At 60.3% G+C, this 18,993-nt stretch carries 12 protein-coding genes; 5 read left to right on the plus strand and 7 right to left on the minus strand.

The window, feature by feature from the left end; genetic code table 11:
* Nucleotides 1–144: 144 nt before the first annotated feature.
* Nucleotides 145–699, plus strand: coding sequence for a hypothetical protein (locus tag M1D88_RS18085; protein WP_458112116.1), 555 nt, complete (start codon nucleotides 145–147; stop codon nucleotides 697–699).
* Entirely contained in the window at nucleotides 696–3,689 is a 2,994-nt protein-coding gene (locus tag M1D88_RS18090; protein ID WP_458112117.1) for an ATP-binding cassette domain-containing protein, read from the plus strand. Before M1D88_RS18085 ends, M1D88_RS18090 begins: the two co-directional genes overlap by 4 nt.
* A 90-nt stretch (nucleotides 3,690–3,779) precedes the next feature.
* On the opposite strand, the gene M1D88_RS18095 is transcribed toward M1D88_RS18090, so the two are convergent.
* Nucleotides 3,780–4,535 (minus strand): class I SAM-dependent methyltransferase, encoded by a 756-nt coding sequence (locus M1D88_RS18095; protein ID WP_458112118.1) that lies wholly within the window; start codon nucleotides 4,533–4,535, stop codon nucleotides 3,780–3,782.
* Between the two features lie 213 nt (nucleotides 4,536–4,748).
* Here M1D88_RS18095 and M1D88_RS18100 point away from each other — a divergent pair, with 213 nt between their 5' ends.
* Complete coding sequence (locus tag M1D88_RS18100; RefSeq protein ID WP_458112119.1) at nucleotides 4,749–5,429, plus strand: hypothetical protein; 681 nt, start codon at nucleotides 4,749–4,751, stop codon at nucleotides 5,427–5,429.
* Between the two features lie 24 nt (nucleotides 5,430–5,453).
* On the opposite strand, the gene M1D88_RS18105 is transcribed toward M1D88_RS18100, so the two are convergent.
* The 3 genes from M1D88_RS18105 to M1D88_RS18115 form a co-directional block, all read right to left on the minus strand.
* Nucleotides 5,454–5,885 (minus strand): hypothetical protein, encoded by a 432-nt coding sequence (locus tag M1D88_RS18105; RefSeq protein ID WP_458112120.1) that lies wholly within the window; start codon nucleotides 5,883–5,885, stop codon nucleotides 5,454–5,456.
* 188 nt (nucleotides 5,886–6,073) lie between these two features.
* Nucleotides 6,074–9,724 carry a methionine synthase gene (gene metH, locus M1D88_RS18110; RefSeq protein WP_458112121.1) on the minus strand — a complete coding sequence of 1,217 codons (3,651 nt, stop codon included), beginning with the start codon at nucleotides 9,722–9,724 and terminating at the stop codon, nucleotides 6,074–6,076.
* A gap of 278 nt (nucleotides 9,725–10,002) precedes the next feature.
* Complete coding sequence (locus M1D88_RS18115) at nucleotides 10,003–10,161, minus strand: hypothetical protein (protein WP_458112122.1); 159 nt, start codon at nucleotides 10,159–10,161, stop codon at nucleotides 10,003–10,005.
* Nucleotides 10,162–10,492: 331 nt separating this feature from the next.
* Here M1D88_RS18115 and M1D88_RS18120 point away from each other — a divergent pair, with 331 nt between their 5' ends.
* Entirely contained in the window at nucleotides 10,493–12,301 is a 1,809-nt protein-coding gene (locus M1D88_RS18120; RefSeq protein ID WP_458112123.1) for an ATP-dependent nuclease, read from the plus strand.
* A gap of 288 nt (nucleotides 12,302–12,589) precedes the next feature.
* On the plus strand, nucleotides 12,590–14,134 hold the full coding sequence (locus M1D88_RS18125; protein ID WP_458114566.1) for an ATP-dependent nuclease: 1,545 nt from the start codon (nucleotides 12,590–12,592) through the stop codon (nucleotides 14,132–14,134).
* Nucleotides 14,135–14,679: 545 nt separating this feature from the next.
* Here M1D88_RS18125 and M1D88_RS18130 read toward each other — a convergent pair.
* The 3 genes from M1D88_RS18130 to M1D88_RS18140 all read right to left on the minus strand — a co-directional run bounded on the left by M1D88_RS18130 (nucleotide 14,680) and on the right by M1D88_RS18140 (nucleotide 18,900).
* Nucleotides 14,680–15,234: a hypothetical protein gene (locus tag M1D88_RS18130; RefSeq protein ID WP_458112124.1), complete on the minus strand. Its 555-nt coding sequence runs from the start codon at nucleotides 15,232–15,234 to the stop codon at nucleotides 14,680–14,682.
* A 98-nt stretch (nucleotides 15,235–15,332) separates the two neighbouring features.
* Entirely contained in the window at nucleotides 15,333–16,451 is a 1,119-nt protein-coding gene (locus M1D88_RS18135) for a DUF4062 domain-containing protein (RefSeq protein WP_458112125.1), read from the minus strand.
* An 856-nt stretch (nucleotides 16,452–17,307) separates the two neighbouring features.
* Nucleotides 17,308–18,900 carry an RNA-directed DNA polymerase gene (locus M1D88_RS18140; protein WP_458112126.1) on the minus strand — a complete coding sequence of 531 codons (1,593 nt, stop codon included), beginning with the start codon at nucleotides 18,898–18,900 and terminating at the stop codon, nucleotides 17,308–17,310.
* Between the last annotated feature and the right edge of the window lie 93 nt (nucleotides 18,901–18,993).

Consider the following 18,993-nt stretch of genomic DNA (forward strand, 5'->3'; position numbering starts at 1 on the left):
CGGCAGCGCTCCCGGCCAGCATTGACTGTACGCTCTGGCCGGGAGTTCGGTAATCTGCACGGCATGACATACCCATGCGGCGCGCCAGCGTCACACAAGGCGACCGCATCCGGATCCTGACAGGCAAAGCCCTACCCTTAACACGTGTCTTTCACTAACATTCGTACCGCCGCCGCGAGCTCCCTCGCCGCCGCAGGTCTCCTGCTTGCTCTCGCCGCCTGTTCAGCACCGGCCGCCTCCCAGTCAACTACCTCCACACCGGCTTCCCCGGCAGCCACAACCAGCGCCGCCGCCGGACCCTGCACCGGCGTGAAGGTTATCGTCGACTCCGGCTCCCTGAAGCAAGCCGCCGCCGATACATCCGTCTGCGTGCCCGTGGACGGGCCGACTCTCGCTTCCGAGGTGCTCGACGAGGCAAAGGTGAAAACAGAGGGCACCACCGAATATCCCAAGGAACTGGTGTGCCGCGTTAACGGTGTGCCCGCCAAAGACTTCGACATCGTCCACAAGGGCGGAACGTACAAGGAAGAATGCGGAAAGATGCCCGCCGCGTTCGCCTACTGGGCTCTCTGGGTTAAGCCTGCCACCGGTGACTGGGCCTACGCCCAGGAAGGCCTCACCACCCTGAAGGTGAGCCCGGGCGAGAGCCTGGAACTGCTGTTCACGGTCGACGGCGCACCGGCCACCCCCTCGGCATGATCTTTCGACCCGCGCCGTTACGGGCAGCGGCGGTTCTCGCCGTCGTCTTCATCGCGGCGCGGGTCATCTACCGCATCCTCTTCAACGGAGCGGACACCGGCGAGCCGGTTCTGCTCAACCTGGCGCCGGTGCCGCTGCCTGCCCCCTACGCCCATGTGGTCCTTCTGGGTCCAGTCACGGCGCCTGGGCTGTGGGCCGCGGTCCTGTCCGCCCTGCCGATTGCCGGGATAATCCTCGCTTTCGGCATCCTCAACGCCTGGGTCGACATAGCCCGCGGCTTCGTGCGCCTGGCCCGCGGCGGCCCCGTGCAGGGCATTGCCCGAATGCTTGTGGTGGCTTGGGCGGCGCTCCCAGCGCTTTCCGACGCCGTCACCTCCGTGCGCCTGGCCTTTCGGCTGCGGGGCGAACGCTTCGGGGCACGCGCCCTCATTCCCGTGCTCGAGCGCACCCTTGAGCACGCCAGCCGGGTTGCAGCGGCCCTGGAGCTACGCGGTTTCGGGAGCCGGGCAAACCACCAACCCACGCGAGGTATCGAAGCCCCGGTTCTCGTCCGGGACGCTCAATTCCGCATAGGTGACGCGCAGGTACACGTCACTGAATTCACGCCGTCGAGCGGGTCAATTACGGTCATTACCGGGCCGACCGGCTCCGGCAAGTCCACCATTCTGCGAGGTATAGCCGGCCTCCTCTCCCACGTTGACGGCGGAGAAATCTCCGGCACCGTGAGCGTCGCCGGAGCGGACCGCGCCACCACACCGCCGCGCGATACCGCCCGCTTCATCGGCGTCGTCTTGCAGAATCCCCGCGCCGCCTTCGCCAGTACCCGGGTCCGGGACGAAATCGCCCTCGCGCTTGAGTTGCGCGGCATGGCATCCGGTAGCGTCAAGGCCCGCGTGCTGGAGGTCGCCGAGAATATCGGGGTTTCGGCGCTGCTGGACCGGAATGCCAGTACCCTCTCGGCTGGTGAGGCAACGCTTGTAGCCATCGCCGCAGCAGTGGTGGACCAACCCGCCCTGCTCCTGGTGGATGAGCCCCTGGCCGACCTTGACACCTCAGCACGCCGCCACGTCATCGCCGTACTCGACGCCCTCGCCCGCGATGCCGGTGTCTGCGTCATCGTGGCGGAGCACCGGGCGGAGCCGCTGGTCCCCGTTGCCGACTCGTGGTGGACTATCGACGACGCCGCCCTGGTTCCGGGTGCCGCGCCCTCCCCGCCGTCGCATGCTGTTGATGCCCGCCCGACGTTTACACAGCCAGCCGGGCGCGTGCCCGTACTGACTGCCACAAAGCTCGCGGTGCACCGCAAGGGCAACCCGCTCGTGCGCATGGCATCCCTGACGCTGAACCGCGGCGAAGTGGTTGCTCTGGTAGGGCCCAACGGTGCCGGGAAGTCGTCACTTCTTGTGGCGCTAGCGCTGGGTGAAGGCACTGGTAGTAACGGCAAGGCCGGTAAAGGCAAGGGCGGTGAGGGAACGCTCGACGGCGGAACGGTCGACGGCGGCCGGGTCGCCCTCGTCCCGGACGCCTCGGACGACCTCTTCACTCGGGACACCGTCGCCGGAGAGCTGCGCGCAGCCGACAGGCGCCAGGCGCGGGCTGCCCGTCAGGCTGCGCGTACGGCCGGCCGTCAAGCAGGGTGGTGGCAATGGCTCCGGGGCCGCTCAAACGGGCATCACGCAGACGGGCATCATTCAGGCAGTGACGGGCCTTCCTCGATGCCAGCTGCATCACGCTTGGCCCGTTTGCGCGGAGACGTCAGTATTCCTATTGGCCACGAGCATCCCCGGGACCTCTCCGCAGGAGAGCGGAGGATCCTGGCCATCGCGCTGCAGACCATGGACGACCCCCAAGTACTCCTGATCGATGAGCCAACCCGCGGACTCGATCCTGCTGCGCGCGAAGCAGTTTCCGGGGCGTTGCGGGCGGCAGCGGACGCTGGCACGGCGGTCCTGATCGCCACGCACGACCACGACTTTGCCCACGGCCTGGGCGCCCGGATCCTCCCGATGAGTGACGGCGTCGCGCCTTCTACTGCAGCAGAAGCGGCCCCGGCTGATGCCGCCACAGCACAAGTCTTAGCCACAGCACAACCCTTCTCGCCGCCACGCATCGCAGTGCCACGGCCCGCTGGCGAGGCAACCGACTCCCAAAACACGCAAAGAAAGCGCCACATCCGCCTGCCGCGGGGTGTCGAACTCGCAGTTCTCGTAGCTGCAAACATCCTGGCCCTCGCGGCATTCTGCTGGCCTTTGCTCGCCGCGGCGCTTCCGGAGGATGCAGCCGCGGCCCTCCCCTACGCGGCGCTGGCTATTGCGCCGATCGCCGTCGTTGCCATTGTTGTGTCCCTCGACGGCTCGGTCCGCTCCGCCCACACCGTGGCGTTGCTCGGCGTCCTGGCCGCCGTCGGCTCGGCAATACGCGTGGCGAGTACCGGCGTCGGGGGTGTGGAGGCAGTGTTTATCCTGCTGATCCTGGCTGGCAGGGCCTTCGGACCCCGTTTCGGTCTGCTCCTTGGTGCGGCCACCATCGCAGTCTCAAGTGCCTTGTGGAGTGGCATCGGGCCCTGGACGCCGTTCCAGATCTTCGCCTGTGCGTGGGTAGGCGCCGGGGCCGGCCTGCTCCCCCGCAAGGTGCGCGGCAACGCTGAACTGTGGATGCTGTGCGCATACGGCATCGTTGCGTCGTACCTGTTTGGCCTGCTAACCAACCTGTGGTTCTGGCCGTTCGCGGTGGACGCCGGCACCGGCATCTCCTACGTGCCCGGCGCGCCGCTGGCAACCAACCTCAGCAGCTTCCTGCTCTACTCGCTGGTGACGTCTACGGCGGGCTGGGACACCCTGCGTGCCATCACCACAATCGTCGGAATCGCCGTCGTAGGGAGGGCCATTCTTGCCGCTTTCAGGCGGGTGAAGCCGGTCTCCAACACGGGCAGGAAAGCCACAATGGCTCACTCCGCTAAGGCCAAAGACGGGCTTCAGCTTAGGGTCTGAGGAAACCTGGGCCTGAACCCGCACCGATGAGAGGGCGCAAGCGTCCTGCGAGCAACCGCGCGGACCGGCCAGGGACTGAGAGCCCGGTGTCTATACCTTGCTCGCGACCACCAGGTAGTTCTCGGCCTCAAGATCGAACGTGCTCACTTCCGTCCGGAGTCCTGCCCGGTGCAGCTCGGCTTCGAGTTCCTCGTACCGGTAGGGCCAGCAGGACAGCAGTTCCGAGCGGACAAGGACCGGCCCAGTCGCATCAAGTTGGGCGATCGCAATCTCGATGTGGTGCTCATCCTCCCAATGCGGCGCAATCTCCCAGCGGTAGACCACGACGGCATCGCGACCGTTGCGGCGGACGAGTCGGTCCCTGATGTCCAGCCGGGAACCTCTGGCCCTCACGAGTTCCCAAGTGCGGGATGTGAGCACCAAGCGCCCGCCAGGGCGCAGAAGCCGTGACATCGACTCCAGAGCAGCACCCCTGCCTGTCGCGCCCGCGGCATGGTGAAGCGAGTTGCCAACGCAGAACACCATGTCGAACGTGTCGTCCTCGAAATGGTCGGGCAACTCTTCCCATTTCGCCCTCACGGCCCTGACGGAGGCCCCGAACTCCTCAGACAACTCTGCAGTCCGGCGAATCATCGCTTCGCTGGCGTCAGTTGCGACAACCTGGATGCCACGACCGGCGAGGCCAACCGCCAACTGTCCCGTTCCGCACGAACAGTCGAGGACGTGAGCGTTCGACGGCAGGAGACTGAGGACGTCATCGAATGACGCAGCGAACTCGGCGGGAGGCAACTTTGCATCCGAGATGAGCCATTCGTACACCTCGGCAAGCACGTCATATTCCGCCACAACCACTACCCCCGTTACACAGCAGACTCACGGCGGGACGTCAGTCCATCAGCGGAGCAAGCCGGGCACCAATAGTTTTCGCAAGGATAGCCCGTCCGCACATGCCGTGGATAGCCCGGCTGAATCATCCCGCAGGACGAGTCCGGACGCCGCTGGTCTGGCTAGGCTAGTCAGCGTTGGCTGAACGGGGCCGGCCGAATTGGGGGAGCGTCAATGAAAATGCTTGGCAGGAAAATCACGACGGCGGCTGCCTTGCTTGCGCTGGCGGCGGGAGTGTCGGGATGCAGCCTTTTTCCTTCTCCACCGCCGCCGTTGCCGCCCAGCCCCACATCACTGGTGGACGCAAACTGCCCCTTCCTGGACGAAGAGGAAATCGTACCGGTTCGGATTCCCCTGGGAACTCCCAAGGAAGCCATCGGCGGCGTTCTCAACACATACAGCGCCTGGTTGAACGCCGGCTCTGAAACCATGACTTCGTGGGCATCCCGTGGATCCGTAACTGAAAAATGCGTGGCGCAGCTTGCGGCCCGGAATGCCGAGGCCTATGCCGCCACGGTTTTCACCTCGCACTCTGACGTTGCCTGGCAGCAGTATTTCGGGACGGTGGAGGCCATGAATGCCCGGAACCTGTGGAGCGTTGCGAAGGCCGAGCCGGGCCAGGGCGGCCGGGGAACCTTCGAGCTGCTCCAGGAGATTGACTCCAGTGCCACGGACAATGGAACGTTCCTGAAGTTCGACGCCGTCTATAGGCCTCGTCCGGCCAGCAGGACCGCAGACGGAGGTTCCTGGGAGGGCTGGGAAACCCCCACCCGCTGGTATGTGGAGCTGGTGCCGGCAGGCGATTTCCTGGTAATCAACTACATCGAGCAGACCCCTTTACCCACCCAGCCATGAATTTCTGTCACAAGACTCGCGAAGCTACTCAAGGCCATAGATCGAGATCCACTCGCTCCTGCCCGGGATAGGGCTCTTGCCCTGGCTGGTCATCCAGTCGAAGACCGTGTTCAGGATCAGGTCCAGCCGCTCGATCGTGACCGCCGCGTCCCTCTTCGAAAGTGCCTTGAACTCCACTTCGTCCGCCGTCACCGGCAGCAGCGGGCTGCCGTCCCTGTACAACTGTGCCCAGTACGCTTTCACTAGGTCGAAGAATTCCGGATCCGCTTCCGTCACCGGTGACTTCAGCAAATCCAGAATCGGCGTCCCGTCGTGAAGCTGCTCAAAGTTCTCCACCAGGGTGATCAGGTACGGCGCCCCGTAGTGCGGGTCCTGCCACTCCTCGAGATCGTTCTTACGCGCGCGCCCCGACAAAGTTCGCGCATTTGGAACCGCTCCTCCGGGTTCAATCCCCACTCAGAGGCATATTCACCGCCGACACACATTGACTTCCCCCTGCAGGTTCACTGCTTTGAACGCCGATAATTGACGTTCCTTCAACCCGGCGCTCACGCTTGCCTTCTGCGCCTTGGGAGGCGCGGTACCAGGCTTGGAATGAATATGCGCATGTGAAGGCAATCAGGCGGCGGTTTCAGACCCGCGCGTCACACCTTGAAGTACTTCGCCTCCGGGTGGTGGAACACGAACGCGTCGGTGGACTGTTCGGGGTGCAGCATCAGCTCATCACTGAGGATCACGCCCATCCGCTCGGGTTTCAGCAGCTCCGTCACCTTGCGGCGGTCTTCCATGTCGGGGCACGCGGGGTATCCGAGCGAGAAGCGCGCACCGCGGTAGTCGAGCTTGAAGTACCCTGCCTTGTCCTTGGGCTCCTCGGCTGCGAACCCCAGCTCGGTGCGTATACGTGCATGCCAGAACTCCGCCAGCGCTTCGGTGAGCTGCATGACCAGGCCGTTGAGCTCGTAGTAGTCACGGTACTGATTCGCAGCGAACATCTTGGACGTGAACTCCTCAATCGCTGAACCGGCGGTAACCAGCTGGACCGGAAGCACGTCGATCTGGCCTGATTCGCGTGACCGCACGAAGTCGGCAAGGCACAGGTGCCGGTCCCGGCGCTGGCGCGGGAAGTCGAAACGCAGACGCTCGGTGCCGATCGGACCACCTGAACCGCCGTCGGGGGCGAGCAGTCCCGCGGTGCCGAGGACGCCGTCGTGATCCTCTCCGTGGTGCAGCACCACCACCTGTTCCCCTTCGGAGACCACCGGGAAATAGCCGTAGGCGACGGACGCATCAAGCATGCCCTCGGCGAGGATGCGGTCCAGCCAGTACCGCAGGCGCGGCCGGCCCTCGAGCTCCACCAGTTCCTCATAGGAGGCGCCGTCATCGCCGCGGCCGGGCTTGAGCCCCCACTGCCCCATGAACGTGGCGCGCTCGTCGAGCAACGCCGCGTAGTCGTGCAGCGCAACACCGCGCACGATGCGGGTGCCCCAGAACGGCGGCGTCGGAACGAGGTTGTCGGAGACGACGTCGGAACGCCCCGGCATCGCTTCCGGCTCCGTCACCGTGAACTTCGCGCCTCCTTTATGGATCCGCTTTTTTAGCGGCGGAAGGCCGACGTCGTCCGGGGACTCGCCGCGGGCAACGCGGACCAGCGGTTCCATGAGTGAGAGGCCCTCGAAGGCATCCTTGGCGTAGCGCACTACGCCGTCAAACTGCTCGGCCAGGTCCTGCTCCACGTAGGCGCGGGTCAGGGCTGCACCGCCGAGGATGATGGGCCACTTCTTCGCCAGGCCACGGGACTGCAGCTCCGCGAGGTTTTCCTTCATCACCACGGTGGACTTCACCAGCAGGCCGGACATGCCGATCACGTCGGCGTTGTGCTCCTCCGCTGCGGCCATGATCTCGGCGATCCCCTGCTTGATGCCGATGTTGATGACGTTATAGCCGTTGTTGGTGAGGATGATGTCCACCAGGTTCTTGCCGATATCGTGCACGTCCCCGCGCACAGTGGCGATCACCATGGTGCCCTTGCCCGACGAATCCGACTTCTCCATGTGAGGCTCAAGCAGGGCCACGGCGTTCTTCATCACCTCGGCGGACTGCAGCACGAACGGCAGCTGCATCTCGCCGGCGCCGAAGCGCTCGCCGACCACCTTCATGCCCTCGAGCAGGTTGTCGTTGATGATGCCGAGCGGGGTCAGTCCCTCCGAGCGAGCCAGGTCGAGGTCCGCTTCAAGGCCCTTGCCCTCGCCGTCGATGATACGCCGCTCCAAGCGCGCACCGGTGGGCAGCGCCGCAAGTTCCGCAGCGCGCTGGTCCTTGAGTGCTGCGGTGTCGACGCCGGCGAACAGGTCCAGCATGATGGCCAGGGGGTCGTAGGTGGTGTTGCCGTCGGCGTCGTATTCGCGGCGGTCATAGACGAGGTCCAGTGCCACCTTGCGCTGCTCCTCCGGCAGTGACGCGAGCGGCACGATCTTGGCGGCGTCGATGATGCCGCTGGACAGGCCCGCCTGTACTGCCTCGTGCAGGAACACCGAGTTCAGGACCATGCGCGCTGCCGGGTTCAGGCCGAAGGACACGTTGGAGACGCCGAGTGTGGTGTTGATGCCGGGGTACTTCGTGGTGATCTGGCGGATGGCCTCTATGGTTTCGATGCCGTCCCGGCGGGTCTCTTCCTGGCCGGTGGCGACCGGGAAGGTCAGGGCATCGACGATGATGTCTTCGACGCGCATCCCCCATTCGCCCACAAGGGCGTCAACGAGGCGGGAGGCGATGGCCACCTTGCCCTCGGTGGTGCGTGCCTGGCCTTGCTCGTCGATGGTCAGTGCGATCACGGCGGTACCGTGTTCCTTGACGAGCGGCATGATGCGCGCGAAGCGGCTGTTGGGGCCGTCGCCGTCCTCATAGTTGACTGAGTTGACCACCGGGCGCCCGCCGATGAGTTCGAGCCCGGCCTGAAGTACGGCCGGTTCGGTGGAGTCCATCACCAGCGGAAGCGTGGAGGCCGACGCGAAACGGGACACGATCTCCTTCATGTCGGCCACGCCGTCGCGCCCCACATAGTCAATGCACACGTCGAGCAGGTGCGCGCCAACCCGGACCTGCTCGCGGGCAATGTCGACGCAATCGTCCCAGCGCTCTTCGAGCATCGCCTGCCGGAACGCCTTCGAACCGTTGGCGTTGGTGCGCTCACCGATGGCGAGGTAGGACAACTCCTGGTCGAAATTCACGTGGTGGTAGAGGGAAGCGATGCCGGCTTCCCGCTCGGTGGGAACGCGGGCACCGTCGGCGGCCCGCCCACCGCTGGCGACCGAGGCGCCGTTGCGGAAGGGAGCAAGACGTTCGACGACGGCGGCCATGTGCTCCGGCGTCGTACCGCAGCATCCGCCCACCAGACCGATGCCGAATTCGCGCACGAACTGCTCGTGCGCGGTGGCGAGTTCGCTGGGTGACAGCGGATAGTGCGCGCCGTTGGGACCAAGCACCGGCAGGCCTGCGTTGGGCATGCAGGCGATGGCGACGGAGGACTGCTTGGACAGGTGGCGCAGGTGCTCGCTCATCTCGTCCGGCCCGGTGGCACAGTTCAGGCCGATGGCGTCGACGCCGAGCGGCTCGAGCGCGGTGAGCGCGGCGCCGATCTCGGAGCCCATGAGCATGGTTCCGGTGGTCTCGACGGTCACTTCGACGAAGATGGGGAGCCTGATGCCGCGGGTGACGATGGCCTGCTTGCAGCCGTTGACTGCGGCTTTGGTCTGCAGGAGGTCCTGGCTGGTTTCGATGAGGAAGGCGTCCGCTCCCCCGTCGATGAGGCCCTCGGCCTGGAGGGCGAAGGTCTGCTTGAGGTAGTCGTAGCTGGTGTGCCCGAGGCTGGGGAGCTTGGTGCCAGGTCCCATCGAGCCGAGGACCCAGCGCATGCGTCCGTCTGTTTTTTCTGCCGCTTCGGCTCTTTCCCGGGCGATTTTCGCGCCTTTGCGGGCGAGCTCTTCGATGCGGTCGTCGATGCCGTAGTCGGAGAGGTTGGACCAGTTGGCGCCGAAGGTGTTGGTTTCCACGGCGTCGATGCCTGTGGCGAAGTAGGCGTCGTGGATGTCCGCGAGGACGTCCGGCCGGGTGTGGTTGAGGATCTCGTTGCAGCCTTCCAGCCCCAGGAAGTCGTCCTCGAGCGAGAGTTCCCGGCCCTGCAGCATGGTGCCCATGGCGCCGTCGGCAATGACGACCCGGTGGTTCACGGCATCCAGGAGCTCCTGTGAACGGACGGGACGCGGGACAGTGTCTATATCAAGCGCAAAACGAGGCATCTAAACAGATTACGGGTGCGGCCGGAAATGTTGCTTCGTATTTCTGTGTACTACGGGGGCGGGTGGGGGATTCCCAGGACCTCTCATGTATTCAGGTGCAGACGGCAACCCGAATATCGTGGGACAGTCGAATAAGGACGGCCGGGAACCGCCCAAGCACAAATAGATCGCTGGACCGCGCAAAAACTTTCAAGTCCAGGAACTTGGCGCAGGTTATCGGTGACCCTACCGATGACCTCAGTCCCTAAGGTCTCATCTGCTGTCGTTGCAGAATAGATTTACCGGCAGACCCTGTCCGCGGCACTGGCGGATCTGGAACGCAGGGAGGCGCCAGGACGGCTGCCGCCGTCGCTGTGCTCAAGGGTCTGGGAAGGCATGAGGGTGATCCTGTTGCCGCTGGGAAACGTGGAATAGAACGTGCGAGCGGAAGTAACCACAACAGCGCCTTGAAGTCGGCGTTGTTGATGGGTTTACGCCGGGTCGACGAGTTCGCTTTTGCACGGCTTCGCGTGCTGTACCCTCCTGGACCAGAAGCGGATGCGGTGGCCGTTAGCTTGCGCGAAAAGTTGCTCCAGTTGCGGCTGAACGGGGAATGAGTTCGGCGGGCTATTCGGAGTTGAAGCCGCTGCGGAGCGGGGTCTCGAAGCTGAACGCCCCAGGTATTCGATGCCCACCAGGGCAAATTTCTGCCAAGATGGTTCTGAAGCAACTGCACCAAGGGGATGGCCCAAGCAGGTATCGCCGATGCAACCGAAACTAGGTGACAGCTTGACGCAGAACTGGCATGAACGCTTTGCAGCTGCATTTCCCGACTATTCGCACCTCTCGGGGGGATATCCGGCGGATTTCGACTTTGCAATCGACAGCATAAATCTGGTCGGCGGCCAATCGATTCCACTGCAGCGGGCCGGCGTAACCGCCATTGTCGGCGCAAACAACGCTGGCAAGTCAACTGTTCTCCGGGAGGTTTGGGAGAAAATCGCACATACCCCCGGTTATGCAGAGCAGCCGCGCGTTGCCGTGAATTCGCTGGAATTGCATGGCCCCGGCAGTCAGGCAGACGTCATTTCATGGCTTGGTCAAAACGCGAGCTTCGTAGTTCAAGGTACGACCGCTGGCTTTCTGAGAGCACAAACGGGTATCCAGCACCCAGGTACTCTGGTTCAGACTTGGCAGAAGCCCCTTAGAGAACTTGGCTCCCTCGCGAGTTCGCTCGTCTTTTATGGCAACGCCCAAGGTCGCTTCGGAATCGGTGGTGCCGCCGAGATGCGCGAATCCGTTGGAGATCCACCACAACATCCGATCCACTACCTACAGGACTCAAGACTGCTGCTTGACAAAGTGAGCGCCGTTTCTCGAGATGTGTTCGGGTCCCCTTTAACGCTCGATGCCCTTGGCCGCACCATTCGTCTCCGCGTCGGCGAGATGGCCATGAAAGCACCCCGAATTAACGATGTTCCCGTCGAATATCGTGAGCGGATGGCCAGCCTCCGGCCGCTAGACGACCAAGGCGACGGCATGCGAAGTCTGATGGGGCAACTACTGCCGATCGTGACTGCGGCATATAAGGTCGTCATCATCGACGAACCTGAGGCATTTTTGCACCCCCCTCAAGCCCACGCTCTGGGCGCTGAATTGGGGCGATTGGCGGTGAAAACAGGCCTTCAAATACTGGTGGCGACACACGACAGGAGCTTTCTAACCGGGCTTCTGGACTCCGGTGTAGACGTTTCGGTTGTCCGATTAACCAGGGGCGACGGAGCGACCAAAGCAAGTCGGCTCGATTCGACCCAGCTGAAGGCGCTTTGGACCGACCCCGTCCTGAAGTACACGAATGTGTTGGACGGACTATTCCACCGGCTTGTGGTCGTTGCGGAGGCGGAGGGTGACTGTGCCTACCTTTCGGCTGCTATTGATTGTGACAAGCGCGAAGAGGGCCCCCTACCTAGAAGCGAGATCTTGTTCGTTCCAACCGGCGGAAAGGACGGGATGGCTAAAGTATCCGCCGCGCTAAACGCTGTCAGGGTGCCGGTCGTAGCTGCCCCCGACCTCGACATGCTCTCAGATCAAAATAAGCTTCAGGTCCTGGTCAACTCTGTAGGCGGAGCTTGGACGGACGAAATGACAAAACTTTGGAAGTTGGCGACAGCCGACCTCAATGCACCACGCGAACCTGCCAAAGTCAGCCACGTGCTGGACGCTATTGTGTCCGCTCTCGAGGGTAAGCGAGAATCGCAGTTCTCGTCTGACGATAAGGAACTTGTACTCGCCCAACTCCGAACACAGGGCTCGCCATGGGCTTCCGTTAAGCAGCACGGGATGTCGGCTTTCAGGGGCTCTGCCCGTAAGGCAGCCGGCAATCTCATCAGCCTATTAGACGAGGCAGGCGTTGTCTTGGTCAAGGAGGGAGAGCTCGAGCGTCTCGCACCTGAGGTTGGGGTACGGAAGGGCCCGGGATGGTTACAAGCTGCACTTTCAGACGGAGAGCAATGCAACGATTCGACTCAAGCCCACATCAGCCGCATCCTGCTCGCTGGAAGCTTGAAACTAGGTCATGAAATCACCACGCCAATTTGACCTTGCCACTGTTCTTGTACACCGATGCAATCATGCCTAGATCGGACACTGTACCGGGAAATTTCAGTTCCTATAAAAGCTCCAGCTGCAAAATACTTAGAGACGAGGCGCCTGATCCCCCTCCGTGCCCTCCTGGGCGCTAGGGTTGCTTCCATGCGGATCACAGGCGTGCGCGTTAAGAATTTTAGAACTGTAGGTACACAGGAGCAATTCCTTGACTTGGGCAAGACCCTTACAATAGTTGGACCGAATAACAGCGGTAAGACTAACCTTCTTCAGTCGGTTCAGATGTTATTCACTGGATATGACAATGAGCACTCATACTCCGTGCTGGATGACTCACCCCGAGGAAAGGGAGCCCGAACTAGCATCGTCGGGTACTTCGACGGAGAACCCAACGGAGCAGACGCTAGCTTTTACGCAGATCTCGACCGGCTCTACACTATGTATGGCTTGCAGCGTCCCGGCCCAACCGTAGCTCTTTATCTAACATTCTCACCATCTGGAACACCAACTTACAACTTTTTCCCGAACCAGAAACGGCCCAGCGATGGAACCACCCAGTCCAACATCAGCCGCCTTCAAAAGCAGCTAGTTGTCGATCTCCTGGGAAAGTTCCGGTGCCATTTTATTCCGTCGGAGAAGAGCATGCGCGAGCTTGTTGACGACGTCCTGACTCCCTTCGTGCGAGGTGTGGTGGTCGGGGTGGTCGAGCCTTTGCTAGGAAAAATCCAGTCTGAGCTGGATGCCGTATCGAAGAACATCACCACCGCCTTGGCCAACAGCGGAATAGTTGGCCTTTCCGCGTCCTTTGGATTTCAAGGGGGAACAATAGAGAACATGCTAAGCAGCTTTGACTTCTACCTCAGCGACCCTTACAAGACACCGCTTTCGAGGAAGGGCCAGGGAACCCAGAGTCTCGCATTTATGGCGGCTCTGCACTGGGTAACGGAAAAGGAGTTGGAATCTGAGAAGAGGCCCATCTGGCTCATAGAAGAACCTGAATCATTCTTGCACCCGGAACTTTCTCACAGCGCCACCCAACTACTCGATTCACTGGGCGAATCCGCAACCGTTGCTATGACCAGTCATTCCATGGCTTTCGTACCGCACGATCCCAAGCGAGTAGTCGGCACCCAGCTAGATTCTGACGGCAGCACGGCTCTTCTCACTTTTAACTCCCATGAAAAAGCTACGGCTACCTTGCGTAAGGGCCTAGGACTCCGTTTTGCAGATTACTTTTCACTCGGCACTTCAACCGTGCTGACCGAAGGTCAGTCGGATTCCGAGTACTTGAGATGGTTCCTTGAGCTAAGCAGCGATTGGGAGAACTGCGAGTGGCCCCGACTTCGCGCTGCAACCATTAGCGATCGCGGGGGCGCATCGCATCTGGCAGGCTTCATTCGCTCCAATTATGAGATTCTTCGAAAAGAACAGCCCACAGTCAGCCTATTTGATGGCGACGAGGCCGGCGTGAAGGCAGTAAGCGACTTATCTGGTTATTTCAACAATGTCGGTATCCCATTCAACTCCAACCGGGAGTATGTGTACGTTCGAGCAGGGTTTGCAATAGAGGGTCTCTTTCCTGATATCTGGGTTTCAGAGCACTACGCTTCTAGTCCCGGTCATTTCAACGACTTCCAACAGGACGCTGGCGGCTTGTTGGTAAAATTCCGGCTGAAGGACGGGTCCAAGACGGCCTTCGGGAATGCCCTGAAGTCTCGAGCTCAGGAAGCCAGCGATACCGACTGGGCCACAAGGTGGAGCACTGTGTGCAGTGCGCTCGATCAAGCGCTGGTGATTCAACAGACGACGATTGAGACCACCGCCTAGATAGGGAGCCCGGCTATAGATTTAGGTGAGCAACGCGGACACCCAATTAGTTCCCGTTACCACTTGCGTATGACCTCTGCGCTGGAAGTGCACCTTTTCCCGTTTACCCTGAAGTTCTGTTCGACTAGCGCGTCCGTGATCTCTTTCAGGTGCTCGTCCCGGACAGCCCATCCGGAAAACGTCAAATCGTCCGCATATCTCGAATAATTTAGCCCACATTCGGTAGCGAATACCTCCAATATGGCATCCGTGGACGGTGTTGATGTTGACGATTTCTCAGGCATGCACGTCGTAAGTGTGCAAGATCAGAAATATTGGTGTTGCTCTTCAGTTCCATCGAAGGATGGCTACAGTCGAGACCTATCGAGAAGGACCAACAAGTCAGTCCTGCTGTCAGGGCGAACTGCAAGGCTTGCATCGTCCTCGAATGCTTCGGCAGATAACGGAACTGCATGATCGGGACATTCCTGCTGATTCAAGTCAGGATAGTAGCGCGTAATCTTGCCGTTCGGAACTTATCCCAAACTCCTACTCGGCATGCGCGCCTAGGCGATTTCCGCGACGCCTGCAACTCCGTTTCTGCCTCGAGCGGTAAGCAGATCAGATCGAAGAGAGTCAAAGAGCCGGGCGGTACTTCCGTCGCACTGAGAGGAATAGCGTGGCATGCCAACTACAAGAGGAGGGATACCCTCGAAGGTGGCCGTAAAGGATATGTAGTCCGGTTCTTCCTCGTCCGACACGTCGAAATACTCCACATGATGCATCGTTAAACTCTGGATCGCTGAACGCGGAACAATTTTCACGTCCCCCTTATAGGGGTATGGAGGGTAGCTGTTCGGGTCTACCGTCTGCAGATCGCCTGAGATTATGAACTGGGGTGTAACGATGGTGGCGGCGTACCGCAGCAATCCGGCGCCACGTTCGCCCTCTACGTTGGATTTGCAAAATTCAACTTCGTCATCCCCTGTCGCACGCGCCAGTCGAGCCTCCAACCATGCGGCCGCTTTCTCTGAGGTCGTGAATGGATCTCTGGGCCAGTCGTAGTTGTGTGCACAGAGATGCTCGTGAATTGCTCGTATTCGTTCAGATGACGGTGTCATAAAACCTCCAAGGATCCTGGCGCTGACCAGTGCCAGGGATAAAAAGAAGGCTACGTCGGGACTGAAATCTGGAGCCCCAGGTGTTCCTTCAGGGTGCGTCAGGCAGACATTTGAAATACTCGAATCAATGACCGGGCGTGCGTTGATGCGACTTCGCCGGCTCCCCGATCGAGCGCTGCGCGACTTACCGTCTCATCAGGTTCCAGATGCAGCGGGGTGCTGCCCAGGCGCATACTAACGCTGTTTCGGGGTCCGCGTCCTAGCTCCCCTACACCGACCATCGATGTCGATGATATCCCCACGCCTATGGCAAACCTGTCCGCCCCTGTCACGTCAGTCTGGCCGGCGAGGCGCAGCGCTCCCTCGATACTCTTCGATAGATCATTGGCCTCCAAGATTGATCCCATCCTGTCCCCTGGAAGCCTGAAAGACACAATTATCCCGCCAGACTTACGGACTATCACTGCTGCTAGGGATCCGTCGTGGGTCTCATGGAAGCCTCCTCTCCGCGGGGGCTCAGAAGAACGAACAACGACGGAATCTTCGAGGTGGTCTACATCCAGTCCCTGCGCAGCAGTAACTAATCCCGCACTTCTGATATGTCTCGGCAGACCCGTCCCGACCTGCTCCAGGAGTCGGGAGGAGACAGGTTTACCGTGGATCGGAACCATATGAATTTCCAGAAGAGAACGTTCTGAGGATGAAAACTGATTCCTGAGGGTCTCGTCTCCAAGCCAACGAATATCAACGGGTTCCGTTAGTGGTTGGAAATCCAGCGATTGGGGCGCGGCTTCAAGTTCGCGGATCGATGCTACGACGGCTTGCTGTAGCTCCGATATGTCGGAGAATGCCTTATAGAACCGACCTGATCCGTAGTCGCCAAGGCTTCCTTCGAACTTTTGCTGCTCTACGTCGAAAGAGCTCCCGCTCTTACGGAACACGTATCGGGGGAGTCCTGCTCGTTGTGCCGCTACCCACTCGTCATGTGTCGCGGACTGCCCGGTCTCCGGAAACACCGTCCCGTAGTGCGGCCCGAGTATCAGCAGGTAGGCATCACTGGACTCCACACCGCTTATGCAGGCTTCTCTGCTGGGAAGAGTTTGCGCGGAGAAGTCCTCGAAGCGAACAGGTTCGTGGCCGAGCGCCTTGATCAGACCTGGCAGTGCGTCCCGCTCTAGTTCCAAGCCACGCCGAACGCTGCTTATAAAGATCCTCATTGAATCATTGTGCTTTATCGCGCAGAATTTTTTGAAATTTGAAGTAGCAGAATGCGAGCTTGCATTAGCGCGGGACTACTGGACAGGATGTCATCCCTAAATGTCGGAGACTCAACGTACATTAGCTATGACAGCTATGAACTACCAGTCACGAGGGGAGGCATCATGGGCCAGCCATACATGGTGAGAACCAGGCTACGTTGTGGTCGCTGCGGGAACGAAATAGGAATATGTGCCCGAGTTGGCAGGGGCGTCCCTGACTTTTTGCGATGCCAGCACGACAGTCATGGCGGAGTCCAGAAAGATGGAAATGGCGAACTCGCATGTGAAAGCTGCGGCTGCCCTTGGCGTCTCACTGCAGCCGATTTGAGCAACAGACTCGAAGATGCCCTCTCCTCAAATATGGGTGAGTGGAAACGACAAGGTGCCGTGGTGCTTCGATGCGGATAACCCCAATTCGATCACCGTCAGGTTCCGCCCAAGCATGGTGGCACTCCCCGATTCAACCTCGTTCCCTCGTCGCCTGCAGACGGGATGAGGTGGCTCGACCATGACCTAACACTCCACTCGTGCATGGGAGCGGAGGTTCTCTATGACGGGCTCGAAGTCAGGAAAGGCCTTCGAATACTTCCTGCTTTAGGTCGCTGACGTTCCAGGAGCTTTATTGATCTTCCGCAGTACATAAGTTTTCCTTCGAAATTATGGAAGCCCTCGCTCGGGCGGCGGCTGTACGACTTGGCGAACTTACCCCGGGAATGGTTCAGGGCACGGGTAATGCCCTGGCCGCAAAGGATCCCGCTAGCCATGGCTAGGCAGGGGCCTGATCATGCCGAAAGGTTCGTCGCCCCTAACTGAATCACCCCATGTCGTCCATGGCGGGTGGAGTCTTTTGGACGTGGTCAAAATCGATAGGCGTTCCGGGCAGCTTCCATCTGTTGTCGTCAAGATATTTGAGAGTCAGCTGATTACGGCGATCGCGGTTCAAAATGCTCTCAACGGTATTTCTATCTGCGTTGGCCGCTACCATCCCGAGGGCGAAGAGACGAAGTAGCTGTGGATCCGCGATCTGATCCGCTCGGGCACTCACGGTGCTGCGAACATAGTTGGGGTCCGCAAGCGAGAGCCTTTGTATGGCTACGGCTACCTTTTGAACGTTGGAAGTCTCGCTCAGCCATTGCCTCAACACCTTCAAAACCGCATCAGGCAAATCGTCTGCAGCAAAAGCGAGGGCATACTGTGCCGTCACCCAATCAAGTTTGCCCCAGTTTGATTTCTCAAATTTCGGAAACCAGGATTCGAGGCCAGTCGAAACCCCTGGATATGTACGGGCCCCTGCGAAGTAACGACTCAACGCGTCTGCGAGATGCGGGAAGTAATGCGCATTTTCGATCCATTCCCCGACATTCTCAAACAGGAAGTTGTCTCGTAAAGAACGCAACACTGCCCTCCCCACAGTTCTCGGTACTGCCAGCGGTGAATCCAACAGCTTTCGCTCGAGTGCGACCAGCTCACTTGGGTCCGATTCAAAAGCGAACTCTGGTTCGGAGTCGTACTCTGCTGCCCGCATTGCCACAACCTCAGGGACTCGGATACTACGAATAGCCTCCAATTTAAATCGATCGAGACCTTCCCTGTGTGTTGAAAGGTGTGTTTTCGCCGCATTTATTTCGAGACCAGCTTGCCGGGCCTTGGCCTGTATCCTCTGGCTGAGGGCGTACAGCTCATCCTCGCTACCTTCAACACTGATGTCGTCCATCCAGCGCCTGGCTGAGAACACAAGTTTGTTTCTTAGTGCCGTCGATATTTCGTCGTCGATCGGACCAACGGCTACCTGGGCGAGGAATGCAGACGCAGAACTCCTCTGAGGTAACCCGCTGCGGGACATCATGCCGTTGTGTGTTCGCAGCACCTCAGAAATCAAACCTACGGACGCGTTCCGGCCAAAGGAATTGCTCAAGGTACTGATCAAAGTCTCTACGTTTATCGATGAGAAGAAGGAAGTAATGTCTGTCTGGAGCGAGTAGGAATTTTCCGCAACATCATCTACGCTGCGCCCGTAGGCCGACCATTCCTCAGATGAGGGCGGGATTTCGCCGTCTCGTTGTCGCCATCCGAACACCCAGTCCGGCAGGTCTTTGTGCAAAGTTCCGACTAACCCGCCAGTCGCAGCACTATAAACCAGCCTGCTCCTTGGATCTTGAACAACGGCTGGCCTGGTGCCAAGCCTCGACTTCGGAACATCCAGAGGATGGAAGTGGGGCGGCTCCGAGAACTTGAAGGCTACACCAGACCCTCCGGGGACTATTCCGAAATGTAGCTCAATGTCTAAAGTCTTGACAAACTGCTCGGAAAATTCGGGCCAACCCCACGGGTCCCGATACCAGTCGCCATATTTCTCGCCGTTGACAACCTTTGCTCCGTGTTGGAGGTCGATCCCCCACTTAGCCATGTTGGTGGTCCTTTTATATCGGCACGTATCCCGTACTCGTACCTTCAGAATAATACCCACTGGGGCGTAGTGTGGTAACTGCCATTTGCAAAT

The sequence above is a fragment of the Arthrobacter sp. R1-13 genome (genome assembly GCF_054161475.1).

Excerpts from the sequence above, each read along its gene's own strand:
- M1D88_RS18100 (WP_458112119.1), top strand. The coding sequence starts at position 4,749 with ATGAAAATGCTTGGCAGGAAAATCACGACGGCGGCTGCCTTGCTTGCG.
- M1D88_RS18130 (WP_458112124.1), bottom strand. The coding sequence starts at position 15,234 with ATGACACCGTCATCTGAACGAATACGAGCAATTCACGAGCATCTCTGT.
- metH (WP_458112121.1), bottom strand. The coding sequence starts at position 9,724 with ATGCCTCGTTTTGCGCTTGATATAGACACTGTCCCGCGTCCCGTCCGT.
- M1D88_RS18125 (WP_458114566.1), top strand. The coding sequence starts at position 12,590 with ATGTTATTCACTGGATATGACAATGAGCACTCATACTCCGTGCTGGAT.
- M1D88_RS18090 (WP_458112117.1), top strand. The coding sequence starts at position 696 with ATGATCTTTCGACCCGCGCCGTTACGGGCAGCGGCGGTTCTCGCCGTC.
- M1D88_RS18140 (WP_458112126.1), bottom strand. The coding sequence starts at position 18,900 with ATGGCTAAGTGGGGGATCGACCTCCAACACGGAGCAAAGGTTGTCAAC.
- M1D88_RS18135 (WP_458112125.1), bottom strand. The coding sequence starts at position 16,451 with ATGAGGATCTTTATAAGCAGCGTTCGGCGTGGCTTGGAACTAGAGCGG.